This is a genomic window from Pelosinus sp. IPA-1 (assembly GCF_030269905.1).
Classification (GTDB): Bacteria; Bacillota; Negativicutes; order DSM-13327; family DSM-13327; genus Pelosinus.
The window spans coordinates 210,195-226,676 of record NZ_BSVC01000009.1; the positions used below are offsets into that span (position 1 = coordinate 210,195).

13 protein-coding genes are annotated in these 16,482 nt (G+C 39.9%); 3 read left to right on the forward strand and 10 right to left on the reverse strand.

Annotated features, from left to right (window positions below):
* Positions 1-77: 77 nt before the first annotated feature.
* Complete coding sequence (locus tag QSJ81_RS21195; protein WP_285719341.1) at positions 78-1,076, reverse strand: HD-GYP domain-containing protein; 999 nt, start codon at positions 1,074-1,076, stop codon at positions 78-80.
* Positions 1,077-1,273: 197 nt separating this feature from the next.
* Here QSJ81_RS21195 and QSJ81_RS21200 point away from each other — a divergent pair, with 197 nt between their 5' ends.
* Complete coding sequence (locus QSJ81_RS21200) at positions 1,274-2,329, forward strand: YkvI family membrane protein (protein ID WP_285719342.1); 1,056 nt, start codon at positions 1,274-1,276, stop codon at positions 2,327-2,329.
* Here the strand turns inward: QSJ81_RS21200 and QSJ81_RS21205 are convergent.
* The gene (locus QSJ81_RS21205) at positions 2,305-3,171 is read right to left on the reverse strand and encodes an NAD(P)/FAD-dependent oxidoreductase (protein WP_285719343.1); all 867 of its coding nucleotides are present in this window, start codon (positions 3,169-3,171) and stop codon (positions 2,305-2,307) included. The genes QSJ81_RS21200 and QSJ81_RS21205 overlap by 25 nt on opposite strands.
* Positions 3,172-3,245: 74 nt before the next feature.
* Between QSJ81_RS21205 and QSJ81_RS21210 the strand changes: the two genes are divergently transcribed.
* Positions 3,246-3,542, forward strand: coding sequence for a hypothetical protein (locus QSJ81_RS21210; protein WP_285719344.1), 297 nt, complete (start codon positions 3,246-3,248; stop codon positions 3,540-3,542).
* Between the two features lie 92 nt (positions 3,543-3,634).
* On the opposite strand, the gene serC is transcribed toward QSJ81_RS21210, so the two are convergent.
* From serC to QSJ81_RS21230, 4 genes are all read right to left on the reverse strand, one after another.
* A complete protein-coding gene (gene serC, locus QSJ81_RS21215; protein ID WP_285719345.1) occupies positions 3,635-4,723 on the reverse strand; it encodes a 3-phosphoserine/phosphohydroxythreonine transaminase in 1,089 nt (362 codons plus the stop codon).
* 1 nt (position 4,724) lies between these two features.
* Positions 4,725-5,978 (reverse strand): DUF1015 domain-containing protein, encoded by a 1,254-nt coding sequence (locus tag QSJ81_RS21220; RefSeq protein ID WP_285719346.1) that lies wholly within the window; start codon positions 5,976-5,978, stop codon positions 4,725-4,727.
* Between the two features lie 13 nt (positions 5,979-5,991).
* Complete coding sequence (gene serA / locus QSJ81_RS21225; RefSeq protein ID WP_285719347.1) at positions 5,992-7,578, reverse strand: phosphoglycerate dehydrogenase; 1,587 nt, start codon at positions 7,576-7,578, stop codon at positions 5,992-5,994.
* Between the two features lie 181 nt (positions 7,579-7,759).
* A complete protein-coding gene (locus tag QSJ81_RS21230; RefSeq protein WP_285719348.1) occupies positions 7,760-7,891 on the reverse strand; it encodes a hypothetical protein in 132 nt (43 codons plus the stop codon).
* A 242-nt stretch (positions 7,892-8,133) separates the two neighbouring features.
* On the opposite strand from QSJ81_RS21230, the gene QSJ81_RS21235 reads away from it, so the two are divergent.
* Entirely contained in the window at positions 8,134-8,640 is a 507-nt protein-coding gene (locus tag QSJ81_RS21235; protein WP_285719349.1) for a flavin reductase family protein, read from the forward strand.
* Positions 8,641-8,754: 114 nt separating this feature from the next.
* On the opposite strand, the gene QSJ81_RS21240 is transcribed toward QSJ81_RS21235, so the two are convergent.
* The 4 genes from QSJ81_RS21240 to QSJ81_RS21255 all read right to left on the reverse strand — a co-directional run bounded on the left by QSJ81_RS21240 (position 8,755) and on the right by QSJ81_RS21255 (position 16,475).
* On the reverse strand, positions 8,755-9,441 hold the full coding sequence (locus tag QSJ81_RS21240; protein ID WP_285719350.1) for a DUF2225 domain-containing protein: 687 nt from the start codon (positions 9,439-9,441) through the stop codon (positions 8,755-8,757).
* 67 nt (positions 9,442-9,508) lie between these two features.
* Positions 9,509-11,233, reverse strand: a complete 1,725-nt coding sequence (gene cydC, locus QSJ81_RS21245; RefSeq protein WP_285719351.1) for a thiol reductant ABC exporter subunit CydC — start codon at positions 11,231-11,233, stop codon at positions 9,509-9,511.
* Entirely contained in the window at positions 11,230-12,960 is a 1,731-nt protein-coding gene (gene cydD / locus QSJ81_RS21250; RefSeq protein ID WP_285719352.1) for a thiol reductant ABC exporter subunit CydD, read from the reverse strand. The genes cydC and cydD overlap by 4 nt, the downstream gene beginning before the upstream one ends.
* Before the next feature lie 650 nt (positions 12,961-13,610).
* A complete protein-coding gene (locus QSJ81_RS21255) occupies positions 13,611-16,475 on the reverse strand; it encodes an FAD-binding and (Fe-S)-binding domain-containing protein (protein ID WP_285719353.1) in 2,865 nt (954 codons plus the stop codon).
* Positions 16,476-16,482: the final 7 nt, after the last annotated feature.

Here is a 16,482-nt window from a genome sequence, read left to right on the forward strand (position 1 = left end):
TATACATAAATAGCTTATACCATTATATTCTACAATATTCACCATTTATTGTAAAGCATCTCTCTATTGAATAATGGTTACGTGCTTATAACAGCATTCAACCCTAAATCGCCATTGCATTCTCTAATAAAATCAATGAAAACATTACTAATGCCAGGGTCAAATTGCTTACCTGCACAATTTTCAATCTCGATTAGAGCTTCTTCCACACTATGAGGTTCACAATAACATCGTAAGCTAGTCATAGCATCATATGCATCACAAATGGTCAGCATACGGCTAATCCATGGAATATTTTCCCCCTGTAGGCCACTAGGATACCCTTTTCCATCGTATCGTTCGTGATGATGGCGCACAATCTCTGCCAAGGTGGCAAATTCCTCTACTTCCTTCAAAATATCTGCGCCTTTACTTGGATGGCGCTTAATTACTTCATATTCTACATCTGTTAGGCGACTTGGCTTATTTAGAATCTCTTCTGAAATTCCAATTTTACCTACATCATGTACTATACCTGCTAAATATGCCATAGTGACTTCACTTGCAGAAAGCTTCATATATTCTGTTAATCCAACAATGAGGGCAGCAACATTTTCACTATGCTGCATAGTGTACAGATCTCTTACGCCAATGGCTTTACAAAATGCCTTTATAATATTCATATTCACGACATTTAATTTATTTTCAAACATTTTAAATTTGTCTATCATAATATAATTGCCTACAGCAAACTCAGGCAGACCATTCTCATCTCGCAATAAAAAGGTACTTACTAAAAACCATTTCCCCTCTTGGTTAGGCATATTTAAATACACCTCGCAAGAGCTAAATTCCTCTCCAGTATCCATTGTCTCAATTAAAGGTCCTTGGTAGCTACCACAACTCTTTTTCTTATTACCGTTATAAAAAATGTCTAGTATTGATTTATTGATAAACTCTTCTTCACTGATATGCCACATATTGCACAATGCATCGTTTATAAATACAGATTCAAATTCATTATTAATGACTAAAACGCCGTGCAGTAACCCCTTCTCGATTATCTCTGCTACACGATAGCGAACGTCTTTTTTCATTTGTGGCAAACTCCTCTTACAGCATTTTTCACAACTCACCTACACAAGCAGCTCACTATTATAAGCTAAAACCCTACGACATAACTTTTCTACATCTACATATTGGAATTCCATGTTTTTTTTATATTTCCTGCATAATATCCCACTTTTTTACATATGAAAAAGTAAAACAGTATTGGAACTGAAGGAGTGATGCAATGTCCTCTCATCAACTCATGCGGATCGCTAGGATTTCGGCTACCTATGCTGGTACTATCATGGGTGCTGGCTTTGCCTCTGGGCAAGAGCTCACCCAGTTTTTTGTTGTTTATGGCAATATGGGATTAGTAGGTTTATTGGTAACATGCTGTTTGTTCGCGTTGCTGGGCAGTACACTTTTGGAAATCAGTTACTCAATCAGAGCTACAAGTTATCATCATATATTATATTATGTCTGCGGCAAGAAAATTGGTACCGCATTAGATCTTTTTGTAACAATTTTTCTCTTCGGTGTACTTACCATTATGCTAGCAGCGGCTGGCACCTTATTCCGAGATACTCTGACTATATCTTATAGCCTTGGAGCAAGTCTTATGGCCCTTTGTCTCACCCTTACAACCCTATACGGACTTACTGGAATAACGAATGCTAATCTTATTATCACTCCACTACTAGCTATTATCACAATCTACATTGGAATTTACTCACTCTCTTATCACGAATGGGACATAGCCCTCGTCCAAGCACCACCTAGAGCAGCAAATTTGCCTGTTTCAAACTGGCTGATTTCTAGCCTACTTTATCTTTCCTATAACTTGGTGATGAGTGCCACTCTATTAGCACCTTTAGGATCTCGCATTTCTGAGCGTTCTATCCGTATTGCTGGCAGCATTGTTGGCAGTATCTTATTATTGTCACTAGCAGGTCTGATTACAGTAGTCGTTCTCGTTCACTATCCCTTATCCTTAGATTATGAAATACCGATGCTCTATATAGCTGAATCTCAGCATACACTACATCATATGGCTTATATTTTTATCTTCGCGGCTGCCATGTATACCACGGGCCTGGCAAGCCTATATGGATGTATAACTAAACTGACTGCTGCCACCGGACTATCTACAACAGTCAGCTTACTACTTATAATTTTACTTGCTTTACTGCTCAGTCATGTTGGTTTTACTGCCCTTATTGCTATTATCTTCCCGCTTTTTGGTTATACAACCTTATGGTTTACTTGTCGATTGCTTTATTTATCTTTCTTCCCCAAATAAGAAATGGCACTTAATACGGCTACCAAGCCCTCACCAGTAGCCTTTGCAATTTGCCATGGTTTTCCCGTGCAGTCCCCTGCTGCAAAAACTCCTGGTATGCTTGTTGACATATCACGATTGACTTTAATCACTTCACCTTCTAATGCAAGGCCTGGCAATACGTTTTCTACAGGGTCAGACATCCGAATAATAAATACACCATGAACAGATAATTCTTCTTTATTCACTTGTAGCTTTTGTACTACTACATCACCTGTAATTGCCTCCGGCTTTTCATTCAGTATTTTGATCTCTGAACGCAAAGTAGGCACTTCCTTATATTGAGGTAAGTAGTATACTGTGCGGCATAATTCGCTTAAATATTCTGCTTCATGTTCCCCCTCTGCCGTATAAGATATCACAGCTACATCTTTCCCCTTATACATCATGCCATCACAAGTAGCACAATAACTTACACCCTTCCCTAAAAATTCTTTTTCACCTTGGAATATAGTAGTAGCAACTACCCCAGTAGCAATAATTACACTTCGCGCTTGATAAGTTGCCTTTGGTGATACCAAGGTAAAAATACCTTCTCCAGGGAAAATATTAACGACTTTTTCTTTAATAATTGTTGGGTTATGAGCGGAACAATGAGCCAAAAATTGCTGCATCATCCCTTGTCCAGTAATTTGAGGTACTCCTAAATAATTATCTACAATATGGGCCTTTTGTAGTTTTAGACTGAAATCCATATGCTCAAAAATGGCAACATTCTTATTGCGAATTCTTCCAGTAAGGGCTGCAGATAATCCCGCCGGACCTCCGCCAATTATGGCAATATCAAAAATTTCACTAGACATTTGCTATTCCTCCTGCCTTTTTAAAATTCCCCTCTTACATCCTTATAGAAATCTAGATGGAAGGTTGTGATAGTATGTATAATTATAAACTTATGCGCCTTGAATACAGACCTTTGTTCTACTTAATGTTTATTGGTGGAATATGCACAGGAAGTCTTGTTGGTATAACCTTCGGCCTGCTAGATAGAAGTTCCTTTGGCATATTAGGTGGTGCTTTCATTACATTACTGGCTGGTCTAGCTTCCGGCATACTTGCTCTCATCTATACGGCTGTTTTTAATACACTAGCGCCTGCTATTGGTGGCATCTCTATTCATATAGTGCCTTCACCCACCCCTGAAACTAAACCAAAAATGGATATGCCAACTTAACATTCTTATATTATTTTGCCAAATTTTATATAGATGAAAAGCGGGATACAGGTTACCCTGTACTCCCGCTTTTTTATTTTTCTTTTTATAGTCTACCCATTTTTTTGTTGAAAATTCAGCATAAATTGTTCTAATGCACGGCATCCTTCTACTGTCATTGCATTGTATATGGATGCTCGTAATCCACCAACTGAACGGTGCCCTTTAAGGCCTATGAGGCCAGCCTTTTCTGCTTGGCTTGCAAAGGTCTTTTCCAGTTCTTCACTAGGCAAACGAAAGGTAATATTCATTAAAGAGCGACTGTCTTTTTGCGCATGACCTCGGTAATAACCGCCACTTTGATCTATGGCATTATAGATCAGACTGGCTTTTTCTACATTGCGTTTCTCAATTGCTGCTAAGCCGCCTTGTCCTTTTAGCCATTGCAATACCAAATTGAGTATGTATACAGAAAAAGCAGGTGGTGTATTATACAAAGAATCGTTCTTAGCGTGTGTTTCATAGCGCATCATCGTAGGAATATCCTTTGGATTATTCTCTAGCAGCTCCTTGCGTGCAATAACAACTGTTACCCCTGAAGGCCCTAAATTCTTTTGAGCTCCGGCATAAATCAGCGAAAATTTTTCCGCATCAAAAGGTTTATTTAAGATATCAGAGGACATATCGGCAATCAGAGGTGCTTGCCCAAAGGAAGGAAAGTCCTGCCACTGGGTACCAAAAATCGTATTATTTGAGGTAATATGAACATAGGCCGGGTTTTCGCTTAATTGAATCTCGCCGATTTTGGGGATACGTTTATAATTGTCTTCCCCAGTAGTCGCCGCTATGTGTGTATTTCCAAATAGTTTGGCTTCTTTAAGAGCCTTTTCGGACCAAGCTCCTGTTAAGATATAGTCTGCAGTGCGCCCTTGAGGCAAGAAATTCATCGGTATCATCGCAAATTGAGTACTAGCTCCTCCTTGGAGGAATAGAACTCGGTAATTATCGCCGAGTCCTAATAGTTCTTTTAACGTTGCTTCAGCTTCCCGATTTACCGCTTCATAGGCTTTAGAACGATGACTGGTCTCGAGTATAGACATACCAGTTTCCTGATAGTTTAAAAATTCAGCTTGAGCTTGTTTTAATACTTCTATCGGCAATGCAGCTGGACCCGCATTAAAGTTAAAAACGCGATGAGTCAATTTAATTCCTCCCATTTAATAAATGTACTACAATAGCATCCCTAAGTTTTGGCTCAAACCAAGTAGACTTAGGTGGCATAATTTGTCCTGAATCCGCAATCGCCATTAATTCCTTGGTAGACGTTGGGAACATGGAGAAAGCAACCGCATACTCACCACTGTCTACTAACCTTTCCAATTCCGCCATACCGCGAATTCCACCCACAAAATCAATGCGTTTATCCGTCCGAAGGTTTCCAATTCCAAGAATAGGTGCTAAAAGATTGTTTTGTAAGATGCTTACATCTAACTTATCTACAGGATCATTCTCATCATAGGTACCTGGATTGGCCACCAGCTTATACCAGGCCTTATTAATGTACATGCCAAAGTAATGAGGATACTCGGCTTTACACGATATTCTAGTGCATGGGTTAATGGTAAACTTTTCTTGAATTTTTTCTAATAGCTCCTGCTCGGTTAAGCCGTTTAAATCTTTTACCACTCGATTGTAATCCATAATCTTCGTCATTGTATGAGGAATGATTACAGCAAGGAATTTAGCATATTCCTCTTCTCCTGTATGATCTGGATTTTTTTCTTTGTAGGTATCATACACCCTTGCTGCAGCAGCCGAGCGATGATGGCCATCAGCAATGTATAAAGTTCCAATGCGAGCAAAGGCTTGCTCAATGGATTTAATCTTAGCTGCATCATCCACAACATATAAGGTATGACGAATTTCATCCTCTGTCTGGAAATCATAAACTGGTTGTTTTGTCATACACTGAGCTAGTACAGCATTAATATGATCATCTGCTTTGTAAGTAACGAATACAGCTCCTGTTTGAGCCTCCGTCGCCATTATATTATTCACTCGATCTTGTTCTTTATCTGGCCGAGTTAATTCATGTTTCTTAATAATGTTATTTTTATACTCTTCTACGGATAAAGCAGCCACTAATCCTACCTGATTGTGAGAGCCCATCTGTTGTTTGTAAATGTAAAAACACGGTTTTTCATCTTGTACCAAAACACCTTTTGCAATAAAATCCTTAAGATTTTCAGCTGCCTTTTCATATACGGCTTCCGAATATGGACTAACATCAGGAGCAAGATCTACTTCGGATTTTGTAATCCTTAAAAAACTATATTCATTTTTTGTGGTAATCGCTCTTGCCTCATTCGAATCCATTACATCATAGGGTAAAGAGACAACCTTATCTGCCAGTTCAGGTACCGGTCTTAATCCACAAAAAGGTTTTACAATTGCCATAATTTTTTTCCTCCTATACTACACAAAAATTAATCATTTTCGCCCCTAATATTCCATCCACTGCTTTTATCTTTAACATAACGGCTGCTGGAACATCGGAGTCTACGCCCATAACCATGATATTCGTTCCTTTTTCCTCAGTACGCCCCACTTGCATACTATGAATATTAATTCCATCACTTCCCAAAATCGTGCCCACATGACCAATGATGCCTGGACGATTCAAATGAAGACCGACAATTAACCATCCTTGTGGATCTACATCGACTCGGTATCCATCAATCATAACAATACGTCCTTCTTGATGACCGAATAAAGTCCCCGCCACAACATGAGTTTTTTTGTCTGTATGGACTCTTACTGTAATCAAATTAGCAAAATTAGCTGTTTCTTTGCTTTTTACTTCCCGCACCTTAATACCACGAGATTTAGCAACACCTGGAGCATTCACATAATTAATATGTTCTGTCAAAATGGAGTTTAGCAAGCCTTTAATCATTGCTGTTGTCAGCATTTTTGTGTCTACTTCGCTAATCTCTCCATTGTATTCTACATCTACTGCTGTAATACGGCCTTCTGCCAAGTTAATAGCCAAGCACCCCATCTTTTCCGCCAAATTAAAGTAAGGACGAATGACTTCTAGCACATGTGACTGAATTGGTGCCATATTAACTGCTGTTGCGATAGGTTCCCCTTTTAATGCCGCGATAATACCCTTTGCTACGTCTACAGCTACACCAACTTGTGCTTCTGCAGTAGACGCTCCTAAATGAGGTGTTACAATCACCTTATCTAATTTTAGCAATGGATTTTCTGGATCAACGGGTTCTTTTTCAAACACATCAATTGCCGCCCCTGCTACAATACCTTCTTCCACAGCTTTAGCCAAATCTCCTTCATGGATTACGCCGCCACGAGCACAGTTCACAATCCGTACCCCAGGTTTCATTTTCGCAAAACTTTCTTTATTTAAAAGATACTTTGTTTCTGCTGTAAAGGGTAAATGTAAAGTAATAAAATCAGCAACTGGAAAAATTTCTTCCAATTCCAATAACTGAATACCCATGGCAGTCGCTTGATTTGCACTAACAAATGGGTCATAAGCTACAACATTCATCTCCATAGCCAAAGCTCTTTTGGCTACACCCGTACCGATACGTCCTAAGCCAAGAATCCCCAGTGTTTTACCACGCATTTCAACTCCCATTAACTTGCTGCGCATCCATTGTCCGTCCTTCATGCTAGCGTGAGCTTGGGGGACGTTGCGAGCTAGAGCGAGCATCATAGCCATGGTATGCTCCGTTGCTGCTATCGTATTGCCTTCAGGAGCGTTAAGTACTACAATGCCTTTCTGAGTTGCTGCTTCTACATCTATGTTGTCAACACCGACTCCAGCACGACCAATCACTTTCAAGTTAGCAGCTGCCTCAATTACTGCTTTAGTAACCTTGGTCTCGCTGCGTACAACTAAAGCATCATATTCGGGAATAATACGAATTAATTCCTCTATCGGTAGTTTTATTTTAACATCTACCTCATATTCCTTTTGTAATAACTCTACACCTTGAGCTGAAACAGGATCACTCACTAATATTTTCATTCTATACCCCTCCATATTTTATGAATTAAAATTTAACTATTTTCAACGTGAACAGAAAGCATTTTGTCTTAAAAAGAAATAAAAAAATCCCTCATCCCATAACAGGGACGAGAGATATTCCCGCGTTGCCACCCAAATTGCCATAACAGCCAACTCTAATCGCTATATCGGGCGACACCCGTCATAATTCATCATTAGCCACTCCAGGGCGGAACCATTTGCCAAAATGACCGACTTCCACCATCCGTCGGTTCTCTGTACATTCTGCACACTTAGCTTCCCTTTCATCATGTTCAACTATCAATTTAAACATATTATATTTTATCGCCAGATTAAAGTCAAGTGTATTTTTACAGAAAACATTTCTTTCAAATAGTATCTATTTTCTTGTTTTATACAAGCTAACTGTTAAGCAAAATGGTGAAATGAAATCAAGAAGTTAACTGGTCTTTATTGACAGGGCAATGGGTTTTAAGTCAGAATAGAAGAACCTAGTATTTATCATCTGATAAAAATATAGACTAAATTTAGCAAAAATCCGTGGGAGGTTTATTCATGAGTACAGAAATATCCTATAACGAACACGCTAAGGAAGTTACCGAAATACTAAGCAAAGGAGCCTTTTTAACTACTATGGTTGACGGAAAAGTTAATACTATGACAATCGCCTGGGGTAGTATTGGCTTCATGTGGGGCAAACCTGTTTTCATGGCAATGGTAAGACCGTCTCGCTATACCTATGAGTGTCTCGAAAAAAGCCAGGAATTTACCGTCAGCATCCCTTTTAAAGATATGAGCGCAGCATTAGGAGTCGCAGGTTCTAAGTCCGGCAGAGATCTAGATAAGTTAGCAGCCGCTAATTTAAAGACGATTCCTGGCAAAAAAATATCCACTCCTGTAATTGCAAATTGCGGTTTACACTACGAATGCAAAGTAGTGTATAAACAAGAAATGGTACAGGATCAACTGGCCGCTGACTTAAACGAAAAATGGTATCCTACTGGCAACTACCATACCCTTTATTTCGGTGAAATTCTAGCTACCCACTTAGACGAAAAGTAAATCAGTATAAACTTTTTGACCCAGAAAGTAAATAATACATCTCTTAATATACAATTAAAAGTAGACTTGGCGCGTGTTCGTCAAGTCTACTTTTTTACGTAACTCTTATCCTTGTTATTTCGCAGGGACTTTTGCTTTCGCTGCTGCTCGCATATCCTGCCAAACGTCACGAGCTAAATCGGCAATCCGTTTTTCCTCTCTAGCTTGTGGGCTACTCACTACCTTACTAAGATATAATAATGCCTTCTCATTTGCTCCCGTTCGCCTTAACAATTCCGCCGCAAGATACGTAATCGTTAACTCCGACATAGGGCCTACTGGCATACTTTCCTTTGCCAAGGTTTTTTCATAATATGCAGCAGCCTTTGCCAGGATGACTTTTTCTTCCTCTTCTTGCCCAGCTTCTCGGTACAGCCACCCTAATCTTAAATGCAGACCAGCCAATCGACTAGCAGGGCTTGCTGCCAATTCTGCACACAAAATCGCTAATTGATAACTAACAACTGCCTGTTCTCTAGTTCTAGTACCACTTAAATCAATGCTCACATTTCTTTCCGAAAAAAATTTTCGGATTCGTTCTGCCGCCGCAGGTACAATCTCATCAAAATAAGTGTCTTGTGCCGCATAGCTACAATGAGGACAAAACCAAACTGCATAATAATAAGGATTTACATTCTTATACTGACAGCAAAAGTCAGTGTCTTGTTTAATCATATCTAATCGTGAACGTACACGTGTTACTTTGATTTTTTTTTCGCAAATAGGGCAGTCCTTTTCTACTGTAAATAAAGCATCTAACACGATTTTTTCACTCCATATCCTATCATAAATACTTCTTTATTTTACTACCTATTATTTTCCTATACTATTATAACACATCATGTTGTAAACGCCACAACTGATAAAAAAGACCCTGTTTTTCTAATAACTCTACCTGACTACCTTGTTCAATAATGCGGCCTGCCTCTAGTACGATAATATCCCCTACTCTTTCTAATCCAGTCAAACGGTGGGTAATTAAAATGGTAGTCCTCCCTTGCATTAAACGAGAAATGGTCTCCATAATCGCCTCTTCCGTTAAAGCGTCTAAGCCTACCGTAGGTTCATCTAAAATTAATAGGGGAGCATCTTTTAAAAGCGCCCTAGCAATGGCAATCCGCTGTCTTTGCCCTCCTGATAAGGCATGTCCATTTTGCCCTACCATAGTATCTAAACCCTGAGGTAAGCTCTTAATGAATTCACTAAGCTCAGCATTTTTAATGACCTCCATGAGGGCATCTTCAGTAGCGTCTGGTCTTGCCAGCAAAATATTATCCTTGATACTAGCATTAAATAAATGCGTTTGCTGTGCTACCACACCAAACTGCTTACGCACTTCCTGAGAATCATAATTCTTTATTTCATTCCCGGCAAACCGAATAGAACCTTGGTGATAATCCCAAAACCGTAATAATAAGTGCAGCAAAGTGCTCTTTCCCGCCCCGCTAGGCCCTACGATAGCCAAACTTTGTCCCGGTGCAACGGAAAAGGAGACATTATCCAATATGGTCGTTCCTTCCCGGTAAGAAAAGCTGAGTTTATCTACCTCAATATTTACATTCTTATTTAAAAATATATCTTGGCCATTATCAAGCACAGCAAGCTGCTGATCCACTATAGCAAAGAGACGTTTGGCAGCTGACAAACTTTCAGCCAAATAATGCATTGCTATCGGTAAGGGCAATACCCCTTCAAAACTACTTTGCACTGTTAAAGCCACTACTGCTAGATAAATCCCCTCTAGTTGACCGCTATGTACCAAAGGAATCGCTAACCACAAAACGAGCCACACCGTAGCATTGACGATTAACATGCCAAGCGCATCTATCATCCCAGTCACGTTTGCTACTTTTCCCTGAAGTCTTGCTAAACGTTGATCAATAATTTCAATACGCTGAGCCTGCCTTTGCGTTTGACCAAAAGCGGCAAGTTCAACAACACCTGTTATACTGTCCACTAATTGGGCCTTCATTTCAGTTCTAGTTTGGACCAATTCATTGGCAATTGGGCGTTGTAACCTTAGAACCATAAAAGGTAACAGGACACCTAACGTGAAAAATCCGCCTACCAGTACATATACAAATTGCCTACTATACTGTGCCAAAAAGATGGACGTACCAATCAGTACTAAAAGTGCAATAAAAGGAGGAGCCAGAACTCTAAGATAAAACTCTTTTAAGGTTTCCACATCACCAACAATAGCGCCAAACAATTCCCCACTCTGCCATTTTAATAACCCTGCAGGCGCTAATCTTTCTAGTTTGGTATAAAACCATACCCGTATTATCCCTAATAAACGAAAAGTAGCATCATGAGAAATATAGCGCTCTAAATAGCGAAAAACAGCCCTAGAAATACCAAAAAAACGCACTCCCACAATAGCAACTGATAACTCTACGATTGAGGGATGCAGGGCCGCACTAGAAATAAGGTAGGCGGAAGCAGCCATTAATCCTATATTACTGCCAATGGTCAAACAACCAAAAACACCAGCCACAAGCATCGTCATCCAAGAGGGGCCTATAATTCTTAATAATCGTAACAATATATTCATTTTTCACCTCGGAAGGCCATTACAAGTTGTGAATACAAGCCACGATCTTTCATTAATGTATCGTGGCGACCAGCTTCTACATCCTGCCCCTCATTTAGCACTACAATCCAATCTGCTTGGTACACTGTCGTCAAACGATGGGCGATAATTAAGACGGTGCGCCTCTTCATGAGGCGTGCCAAAGCCTCCTCAATCACAGCTTCATTTTGAGGATCTAAGCCTGCTGTAGCCTCATCTAACAACAAGAAGGGGGCATCCTGCAGAAAAGCTCGAGCAATGGCTAGTCGCTTGCCTTGTCCACCGCTTAAACCATGCCCCCCCTCTCCCACTAATGTTTCATATCCTTCCGGTAAACTGAGGATAAATTCATGGGCTCCCGCATTCTTTGCCGCCCTAATGACTTCCTCCATTGTTGCCTCTTCCCGCCCTAAACGTATATTATCAGCCACCGAGCGGTAAAACAAATGGGGTTCTTGAGGCACAAAGGCAACTTGAGCCAACCAGTCCTCAACCCGTATGTCGGATAAACAAATTCCATTAATAGAAATACTTCCTTTATCCGGTTGCATAAATGCGAGCAATAGGCTTGCCACCGTACTTTTTCCCGAACCGCTAGCTCCAACTAAAGCAACAGTCTCTCCTGGCTTCATCTCAAAGGTCAACCCTCGCAAAGCTGGACGTTCTCCCTCTTGATAAGCATAATGTACATTTTCAAAAGTAATTTCCACTTGTTCTTGCTGAGGAAAGGGATTTTTATGTCTTGCCTTATCTTGCCTCCGGGGTAAGGATAAAATGGCAAAAATTCGATCAGCTGCCGCAGTTCCAGCCATTCCAGCATGAAAATGAGCCCCTAACTGGCGCAGGGGCAAATAAAATTCTGGAGCTAGCAGCAGTAAGAAAAAAGCCTGGGGAAAATCCATCTTAAAATATAACAATTTCAATCCAATGGTTACCGCCACTAACGCCGTACTAATTGTTGCCACCAACTCTAATACTAAGGCTGACAAAAAAGCTACTTTTAATACATTCAGCGTCTTATCTCGAAATTGATTACTCATACGATCAATTACTTGTATTTGCTCAATACTGCGCCCAAATACTTTCAGCACGGTTAAGCCTTGTAGCACATCTAAAAAATGTGCACTTAGGCGGGACAAAGTCTCCCACTGCCTTTTATTCACTTGTTCTGCTGAACGTCCGATTAATATCATAAAAATCGGAATTAACGGCGCTGTGAATAGTAAAATAAGCGTTGTAGTTCCATCTAGAGGGACTACAGAAGTCAAAACAACCAATGGCACTATCACTGCTGTAAATAACTGAGGCAGGAATTTTGCAAAATATGGTTCTAAATTTTCTACCCCTTCTACCAATACATTAACCAATTCTCCTGTTTGTTGCCCACGAATATAAAGGGGACCTAAGGCCAAAAGGGAGGATAATATATGTTGCCTGACGTTAACTTTTACATAGGAAGCCAGCCGATGCGCCTTAACCTCGATTAGCCACGTGAATAGGCTACGCACAATCATAACCCCAAACAAGGCACCCATCCACTGCCATACCTCAGGCAGATCCAGCTTGTCCAAAAATACCCCGGCTATCACTTTGGTTAAATAGTTAGCTTGTAGTACCGCTAATATACCACCACCGAACCCCAGCCCAACTAGCAGACAGAATTGTTCTCTATGCTGTTTTAGCTGCTCGATCAGACGTTTATCAATCATAAAACATGCTCCTGTTCTATTTCTATAGGGAGAGTCTTATTATAACCGTAAAAAAAGAAAGCATGTCACCATGCAACCACTTAGCAGTCTCCCTTCCTTAACACTAGTGAAAAAACTATTTTTTATTGATAAAGAAGACTTGATTCAGATGGAGTTTTAACTCCATCTGAATCTTAGTCGCACTTATCCAGGGACTTAGCCGCTCTTAACTCCCACTTATATAAGTGAGCCTTGGGTCCGGAGACCCCTAGAGCGAACTTATTTCGAGTTTACAGCCTGTTTCCCTGACCTTCAAGGGCAGGGAATTACAGACTGTTAAAGAGATGAAGATGGGAGTGTTAGAGCGGTTTAGTCATCGGATAATTGTTATCTTACTCTATAATCATAGCGAGGATTTAATAAACTTGCAATATTTTTATTTGCCATAAGAAAAACGCTTGTGTCCTTCAAAACATACACAAAATATTTAAACCACAAAGACACAAAGGACACAAAGAGATATTCACAAAAAGTTCTACTCATAGTTTATCCTTTGTGTGCCGTGTTAGCAGCATTGTGTCTTTGTGGTTTGTAAACCTTTTCAGTATAAGAAAAGACTACGCCCCCTATTTTCATAGGAGGCATAGCTAGTAAACATCAAGAAAGGAAGATTATTTTGCCGTAGTACAGCGATCTACCAAGTATACTATGGATTGGTAGCTAAGGCCACTACGATGAGATAAACCCATTTCACAAGTACGGCTATTGGAATAGCCTGCACTGCAATCAGCTGGTAAACAATCCTTTAGTTCGGCTAATGCTGATTCATTTAATTCAGGGACTTCGAAACCCTTATCACCAGCAAAACCACAACATCTTACCTTCTCCGGCATAACAACAGTAGTAGCACAAGCCTCTGCTACTTTTTTGAATTTTTCTTTAAGTCCTAATTTTGTAGAACTACAAGTAACATGAACCGCTATCGTTTCTTGCTCTTTATTAAAGTTTAGTAATTCGAGTAGATAATCATGAATAAATTCTAATGGTTCAAACATTTTAAGTTTTTTATCCATCATTTTTCTCATACGATAAATACATGGACTGGTATCACAAACAATTGGATACTCTCCATTATTACTAACAACAAGTAATTCTTTTTCTAACTCACTGCTCATTTTATCTGCGGATTCAAATAATCCTTTACTCTCAAAAGGCATGCCACAACATAATTTATCCATCTCACGAGGGAAAATCACCTCATAGCCAGCTTTCTCCATCAGCTTAATCATTACTTGACTGAGTTGCCGTTTGTCTTTATCAACAGCAGAAGCACCACCCATGGTCCGGCTAACGCAGCTTGGGAAGTACACTACCTTCCGTCCCGCTACGCCTTTTTTCGATTGAGATGGATCTGGAGTTTTTCCGGCGCCAGGCATACATGGATTCCATAAAGGCACTTTATGACCACTCAAAGAATGTAAGCCTTGAGCAATTCCTCCCATTAAAGACGTACCCAGTATCGAGTGGGCTATGCCGGCACTAGTAAGACCAAGGCGTGCCATCGTAGTAACTCCTGCAAAGTTTTGGGTAATAAATCGACCAATGGATTTACCGCGATCCCCCATTAAATTAGCTCTATAATGTTTAGTATGCTCACCAGTATTAATCCCTACAGGACAAGTAGTGGAACATAGTCCATCTGTCGCACAGGTTTCGTCACCAAAATAAGCATAATCTTCTTCCAAACGACGCAGCCGAGTATTATCCTCCCCGGTTTGCCTTAATCTAGCAATCTCACGTTGTACTACAATACGCTGTCTAGGAGTTGCCGTAAGATTTTTAGAAGGACAGTTAATTTCACAGAAACCACACTCTATACATTTATCAATAATTTCGTGCGCCTGAGCCATTGGTTTTAAGTTTTGAATATAAAGCAGTTGATTATCCGTAATAATAACATCAGGGTTTAAGGTATTATCTTTATCAAACACCTTTTTCAATTTGCGCATAAAGCGGTAAGCTGTTTGACCCCACTCCATTTCTACAAAGGGTGCCATATTACGTCCTGTACCATGTTCTGCTTTTAAAGAACCGCCATACTCATTCACTACCATGTTACAGACATCCTGGATTAATGATTGATAGCGTTCAATTTCTTCTTGCGTCTTAAATGTCTGGGTTACAACAAAATGCACATTACCATCTAAAGCATGTCCATAAATAATACCATCTTCATAATGGTATTTATCCATAATGTTTCTTAGTTCTGGCACTGCTTCTGCCATTTTCTCTTTTGGAAAAGCAACATCCTCAATAATTACGGAAGTACCCGGTTGTCTCATACCGCCAACCGCAGGGAAAATTCCTTTGCGAATATGCCATAATACTTCGTATTCTGCTTTTACATCGGTAAATTCTATCGGAAGTACCGTAGGAATATCTGCTAACCTTGCTTTGACGCCCTCAATTAATTCATCTAAGGCAGCCTTGCTTTCGGCACGCACTTCCACTAGTAAAGAAGCAGCATCAGGTGATAAAGTTTTCAAATAGGCTGGCATGCCTGCTTCATCTTCTACCGAGCGAAGAGATGCACGGTCCATCATTTCTGCAGCTGCGACTAGATCTCTGTCAAGTTTCATAACTGCTAAGCAAGTTGTATTCATATCTTTGAAAATCATTAACGCGGATGCTTTATATTCATGATCGACTACTGTTTTATAGGTAATTTCCGTTATGAACGCTAAAGTACCCTCAGAACCAATCATCAAATGGTTGATAATATCAAAAGGATCAAAATAATCTACAAAAGAATTTAGTCCATAACCTGTCGTATTTTTAATTTTATATTTATGCTTAATACGTTTGGTCAACTCTTCGTCAGCAGTAATTTCATCACGTATCTTTTCAATGTCCTGTATGATTGATGGATGAGTTTTTCTAAATGCTTCACGGGATGCTGCATCACCAGTATCTAACATAGTGCCGTCAGCAAAAATAAGTTTCATGCTAGCTACTGTTTTATAGCTATTATCCGCCGTCCCACAGCACATACCACTGGCATTATTAGCAGCAATACCGCCAATCATCGCATTGTTAATGGTAGCTGGATCAGGTCCAATTTTCCGGGAATATGATTTTAAATAAGCATTGGCTTCAGCCCCAATAATCCCTGGCTCTAGGGCGATGGATTCGCCACCTGGGCCAATTGAGTACTTATGCCAGCCTTCCGTTGCTACTAAAAGCACAGAATCCGTAATTGACTGTCCTGACAAACTTGTGCCTGCTGCCCTAAAAGTTACAGGAATGTTCACCTTATTGGCCTCTTTTAAAATTTTCGCCATTTCTTCAGGAGATTTTACTTTTACCACCAGTTTCGGTAGCATGCTATAAAAACTAGCATCGGCGCCATAAGCTAATGTCCGAATCGGATCGACAAAAACTCTTTCTCTAGGTATGAACGTTATAATAACATGATAAAAATTCCGATAAGCCTCAGGAAGACTTGCAATATCACTCTCAACAAATTTTAAACTCACTGTTATA